This window comes from Oscillibacter sp. CU971 (assembly GCF_905219725.1).
In the GTDB taxonomy this organism is placed as follows: Bacteria; Bacillota; Clostridia; order Oscillospirales; family Oscillospiraceae; genus Oscillibacter.
Genome location: NZ_CAJMXG010000187.1, coordinates 1 through 5,878 on the forward strand (window position 1 = coordinate 1; position 5,878 = coordinate 5,878).

Annotated in this window: 4 protein-coding genes; 1 reads left to right on the top strand and 3 read right to left on the bottom strand. The window is 59.7% G+C overall.

Annotation, left to right across the window (positions count from 1 at the left end; translation table 11 throughout):
* On the top strand, window positions 1-288 hold a 288-nt coding region (locus JX325_RS11865; RefSeq protein ID WP_243414066.1), incomplete at its 5' end, for a helix-turn-helix domain-containing protein.
* A 191-nt stretch (window positions 289-479) separates the two neighbouring features.
* On the opposite strand, the gene JX325_RS11870 is transcribed toward JX325_RS11865, so the two are convergent.
* The 3 genes from JX325_RS11870 to JX325_RS11880 form a co-directional block, all read right to left on the bottom strand.
* On the bottom strand, window positions 480-683 hold the full coding sequence (locus JX325_RS11870) for a transposon-transfer assisting family protein (protein ID WP_204791328.1): 204 nt from the start codon (window positions 681-683) through the stop codon (window positions 480-482).
* Window positions 683-1,372, bottom strand: a complete 690-nt coding sequence (locus tag JX325_RS11875; protein ID WP_204791325.1) for a hypothetical protein — start codon at window positions 1,370-1,372, stop codon at window positions 683-685. The genes JX325_RS11870 and JX325_RS11875 overlap by 1 nt, the downstream gene beginning before the upstream one ends.
* A gap of 3 nt (window positions 1,373-1,375) precedes the next feature.
* A partial coding sequence (locus JX325_RS11880) for an LPD25 domain-containing protein (RefSeq protein WP_204791326.1) occupies window positions 1,376-5,878 on the bottom strand: 4,503 nt, incomplete at its 5' end.

The following is a 5,878-nucleotide window of genomic DNA, read 5'->3' on the forward strand; positions in this document are numbered from 1 at the left end:
TATATGATACTCTCAAATCTGAATAAAGAGGTTTTCAGGATGGATAAGGAAAAGGAACTGATCGACTATCCCACCATCAAAGCCGCCGTTGCTGGCGAAGCGTGGGCGATTGAAAAGGTGGTGGCACACTATGCGGACTACATTGAAGAAGCCTGCACCGTAGAAGTCAAAGGGCCGGATGGTTCCGTCAGGAAATATGTGGACGAAGATATGAAACAGACTGTTACCCTGCGTTTGATTGAGGAAATTCCAAAATTTCAGCTTGTTGAACAGGAGGACGAAGTATAAGGCTGTCCTATTCCCCCTCTTACTTACCCTATACCCCCAGCGTCTACCGTTTACGCAAGCGCCCCGCCTGCGGCGGGCCGCTCGCGGCACCTGCGGAAAAGGTGCATCCGCTCCGCGTCTGCACCTTTTCCGCAGGTCGTATTACCCATTCTGCTGCCTGTCAGCGCCTAACCTGCCGCGCCGGTTCCCTGTTACTCGTCCGTAAAGAGAAAGCGCATATCCTCAAAGTCGGCGTTCGTCATGGCCTCCAATTTCCTGATCGTCTGCCGGGCCAACGCCCGCATATCCCCGTCCATATCGGGGAGAGCGGCGGTCATGCGGCCCATCGTCCTGCGCCGGTCGGCCTTGTAGTAGACACAGACCAGGTTTTCTTCCTCAACTGTGAAATGTACCATCATCCTACCTCCAATTCCTGATTTTTTGTTTTGGCCGGGGCCTTTTTCGGGGCGGCGGCGCTCTTGGCCTCGGCAAGCTGCTTGCGGATAGAGGGCTTGCGGCCAATTTTGATCTTGAACGTGGCCGCACGGTTCTTCTGCCTGCCTTGGCGGGCGGCGGTCAAAAGCCCACGCAAGGCGTCCTCGCTCTCCGGCTCATAGTGCCTGCTCACCACCTTGCCATGCTCCGCCACCATCCCATAGATACCGTGATTATACTGCTCATAGGAACAGCGGGTTTCGGTTCCATCCTCAAATTTCAGGCTGACCTCCTGAATGGGAAGCGCCTGCTGCCCCAGCTTGGCGGCGTGCTGGCGGTAGTCCAGCTCATACAGATCACCCATCACCTTGCCGTCCCGCAGGCCGGTGATCTCCACGGCGTAGGCCAAAATGCTGTCCCCCGTGGTGGCGTGGAACGTCCAGGTATGGCTTGCTTGGCTCTCTTTCAGATAGGTGTCACGCTCCCGGAAGCACTCGGTTCCACAGCGGCGGGACAGCCACAGCAGATGGGTGTTTTCCTCGGTGGGATGCCGCGCCGCCTCCATGAACATTTTAATGTCATAGCTGAAATCGCTCTTGTAATGCTCGGTGTTCAGCTCCATCACCGTCCCCAGGGAGGCGATGATGTCCACATTTTCATATTTCCGCAACTTTTACACCTCCAAATCCTGCGATTTATCCTTTGCGGGGGCTTTCGGCTGCTGGCCCTCCTTGGCCGCTTTCAACTGCGCCCGGATGGAGGGCTTTTCCTGCTGTGCTTTCCGGGCCTTGGCCTGCAACTCGCTGGGCTTCTCGCCGGAGAGGGGCCGCAGGAACGAAATGCGGTCAACCACCCAAAAAGTGTTATCGTTCAACTGCCGCTGCCACGCCCCGGCCTTGGGCGACCAACGGAAGCTGTTTTCTTTCAGGATGTTCCGGGTGGCCTCGTCAGGCTTGCCCTCGAAGAAAACTTGCAGGCGGTTGGCCTCCCGGTTGATCTCTACCGTGCCGCCGTCGAACTCCCAGCCCACAAAGACATTTTCCCGCTGGCGGGTCAACTGCTCAATGCGGCTCCGCACTTGCCGGATAGTGGCGTTATTGTTGGACAACTGCCAGGGCAAAAAGGGGCTTCTCACGCCGCCCCCGGCCATGCCGGACTGGAACGCCTCAATGCTCTTTTGAGAGAGGTGAGGACAGCCCTCCAACGTCTTGTGCTTTCGGTAGTAGGCGTTCACCGCTTTCATCATTTCCTGCGTGGCTTCCAGCTTTTCCAGCTTGGCTTGCAGCTTCTCAATGGCGTTGGGGTCGTCGGCGCTGATGCCGCCCATGCCCGTACTGCGGATTTTATCAAGCAAGCCCTGTATCTCCTGCCACTCCCGCATATTCTTATCATCGGCGGAGTTCTGCTTTTGCTTTTTCTTCACCGGGAAATTGGCAGGCCCGGCGATCATCACGGAGGGGACGCGGGCGGCGATCTCATAGCCCTTATTCATATTCTGCGCCAGCAGGCGGGCGTAGGTGTCAAGAAGCTGGTCTATCTTATCGTGAAATTCCGGGTCAACCCGCGTTTTCTGCCGCTGGGCGATCTCCACCGCCTTGTCTACCATGCGGCGATACTCCGCCGTGGCGCTGCCGGGCCGGTAGTCGTCAAAGCTATTGGCTGTCTTGGCACGGCGGGCCGCTTCCTCGTTGATGGTGTAATAGCGGACGGGGGCCTGCTCCGGGGCTTCCGACTGTTCCGGGGCCTCGGCCTGCGGCGGCTGTCCGGCAACCGGCTCCCCGGCTTTCTCCTTGGCCGCGACCTCACCGGGGGACGGGGCATTATTCAGAACACCGTCGATCATGTTCTCGTTCTGCTCGGTGGACAGCTCGGCGGTACGCAGGGGATTTTCCCGCAAGAACTCCGGCACTTCCCGGAACCCCACATCGTCGCAGAAATGGGCCTCCTGCCGGTCGCCGTGGCGAAGCACCACCACATCGGAAACGGACAGGCTGTGTCCCTTGAAGTCAGCCGGGTGGTCGGTGTTGAATTGGCGGTAGATGCTTTCCAGCGTGTCGGTGTCCCGAAGCGGGGCAGTATACACCAGGTCATAATTCGCCGGGTCAACCGTCCGCCCGGTCGCCAGCAGGCGATAATACGGCTCAAAGCGGAAATCCCGTGTTTCCGGCCCGCCCCGTATCTGGTAGATGGAAAAGGTGTTGTTCAGCTCCTTGTAGCGGTCGATGGTGCCCATCAGGGCGGCGGCGCGTTCCCGGAGAGCAGCGGGGGCCTGTTCGTCGTCCCGGATGCCCACGATCANCAGCTCAAAGGACGTGGGGCCAACCGCCTGCATTTCCCGGATAGTCCCGCCGATCTGATCGTCCCGGTTTTCATAGTTTTTCATAAACTCCGGGTCATAGGCGCACATCAGGTCGTACAGCTCGGCGGAAATGCCCTCCGGCGTCGGTTCCACGGTGGGCAGGGCTTGGGCCTGTTCCCGTTCCGCCAGCGTCCGTTCCGCCCGCTCCCGCACATCGTCATGGAGAGGCAGGGAGTACAGATCAGAGGTGGAGGAAAAGCCCACGTTGTTCATCACATAGTCAACCTGATCTTCTTTCAGCGCCCCCGCTGTAAAATAATTCTCTCTTGTGGGGGTGTCGCTCACCGTGCCGCTGGCGATGTCATGGGCCAGCCCCGTTTCCAGATGGGTGCAGATTTTCCCGTCAACGGCCAGGGTCACATAGTACCAGCCCATGTAACCGCTTTTGTTGTCCGCGCCGTCGTGCAGCTCCACATTGAGGAAAGTGTAGGGCTTCAAGCCCTTTTCGGCGGCGATGGCGTTGTCCTTTTCCTCTTTCCGCAGCAGGGCGGGAATAGCGGCCTCTTTCGTGGCCTGAACGATCTCCGGGTTATACCGCACCAGAACAGCATTGACGCACTCACTTTGCACCTTGACCGTCTTGGCTTTCGGGGTACGGTAATTGCCGATACACAGGGAAGCGCCGTTGTCAAAGCGGATGGAAATATCGCTTGTCCCCCGCCACTTGCCGCGACAGGGGGATGTCTCAATCTTGCCCGTGGTACAGCCAAATGTCCGGGCGATCACATCTATCCTCTCCTGCAAGGGCAGATTTTCATAGCCCTTGGCGATCTCGACGGCCTTTTTCTCCAACTCCGTCAAGACCGGGGAGGGAGGTTCCGGCGTATCAGGGGCAGGGGGCGTGTCGGTGGTCTGCGCCGTTTCCGGCTGGGCGGCTGGCTCGTAGCCGTTGGCGGCGTATTCCTCCACCGTCATACCGGCTGCGGCGGCTTCCTGTGCGATCTCGGCCTCCACCTGCTGCTTGTACTCCTGCAAGTCCACGTCGAAGTCGGCCAGACGGGGCGGCTCCGGCAACTGATACTGGCCCTGATTGAGAAGCGGGCGGCACTGGCGCACATAGTCCAGAACGGCGTTGAAGTAGGCGGTCTGCTCCGGGGTCAGGGTTTCCCCGGACTGTAAGGGCCGCTGGGCCTCCCGTTCCATCGCGGAGAGATTACAATGCAGTTTCAGATAGGGAACGAACTCGCCCAAGATCATGTCCCGTTCGGCCTTGTCCGCCTCCCATGCCTCCGGCCCCTCATGGTGAAGCACATGGTTTTTCCAGCTTTCGTCCTGTGCGTAATACTCATGGTAGCCTTGGATATGCTCGATCAGGGAACCGTCCCCGTCGCCAAAATCCTGCCGTCCCTCGTAGTTGTCCGCCTTACCGTTCATGGTGAAGTCGATGCGAAACTTGGTCTTGTCATAGCCCGGTTCGTCCCGCATGGCGTCGTCCAAAGCCTTGAAAACGGCGTCCGCTTGGGAAAGGGGCATCTGCTCCCCGTCCCGCAGGTCGGCGCTCTCGCTCCAAATGACCGTCACCAGCGGCTCGGCGTCCGGGTCAAGGAGAAGCGGGGGCGCTTCCGCAATCTCACGCTCCACCCGCATTTTCACCGCAATATCCACGCCGCCGTGCTGTAACTCATAGCCATCCTCGCACAGCTCATTGATAAGGTCGGCAACCTTGTGATAATCCCGGATCACATTGGCATAATCCACAATCAGGCGGCGTTCCTCGTTGCCCAGCCGCTGGCCGTCGCGCTCGGCAAAGTCCATCAGGGCGTTGGCCTGCTGCTCCGGGGTGACCCCCGGCATGAAAGGCTTGTCGTTGATAAGGCCGTCCAGCCCGTTCCAGATGGTCGGGGCCTGCTCCTGCCGGGCCTCCCGCTCCTGCTGAAGCTGGGCCAGGTGGCCGTCGATCTTGGTAATCAAGTCATTGGCCGTGGCCCGGATGGTTTCAAGGGAGGCTTTCAGCTCGGACAGCTCCTTGCCGGAACTCCACCCGGCCACATAGCCGAAAGAATAGTCCGATGTGTCCAGCCCGTAGTGCTGGCAGACGGCGTAAGCCACGCTCTCGGCCTGCACCTCGCGGGTGCGGCGGTCGGGGCGGTCGGCCAATTCCTCCGGCGTGACGTCCTTGTCAATGGCGTGGAGGGTGGCGTGGGCGATCTCATGGATAGCGGTTTTCAAGGTCTGCAATTCGCTCATGCCCTCGTCGATGGCGATGCGCTTTTCCTCCAGGTGGTAGTAGCCGTGCGCCCCGCTCTCGATGTTCTCAAAGGCGATGGGGACGGGGGAAGTCCGCTCCAGGGCAGCGAAGAAGTCCTGATACCGCTCCACGCTGCCGGTCAGCTCGTCCACGGCGATGTCGGGTATCTCCCGGCCCTCGGTCTGGGACACGTCGAACACCGACACCACCTTAAAGGCGGGAACCGTCACTTCCTGTTCCTCGGTCAGCGGCTTCCCGTCCGGGCCGGGAATGGGCCTGCCGCTGGCGTCCAACTTTTCCACCTGCCGCCGCACCTTGTAGGGAGCCGGGGCCAAAATCTTGATGGCCCGCTCCCCCCGCTTCACATGGCGCTCGAACTCGTCCTTCCACTTGTTGTAGCCCGCCACCAGGGAGGCGTCCGGCTTCTGCATGGCGATCAGGAGGGTGTTGTTGAAGCTGTAATTGTGGAACTTGGACATGGCGGTGAGGTAGTTTTTATACTGTTCGCTCTCAAAAAGGGCCTGAATACCGGCTTCCAGTTTATCGGTGATCTCTTTCATGCGCTCGGCGTTGTTTCTGCCGGTCAGCACAATGGGAATGACGGGCTGGGGGGCCGGGGCGGTCTGCTC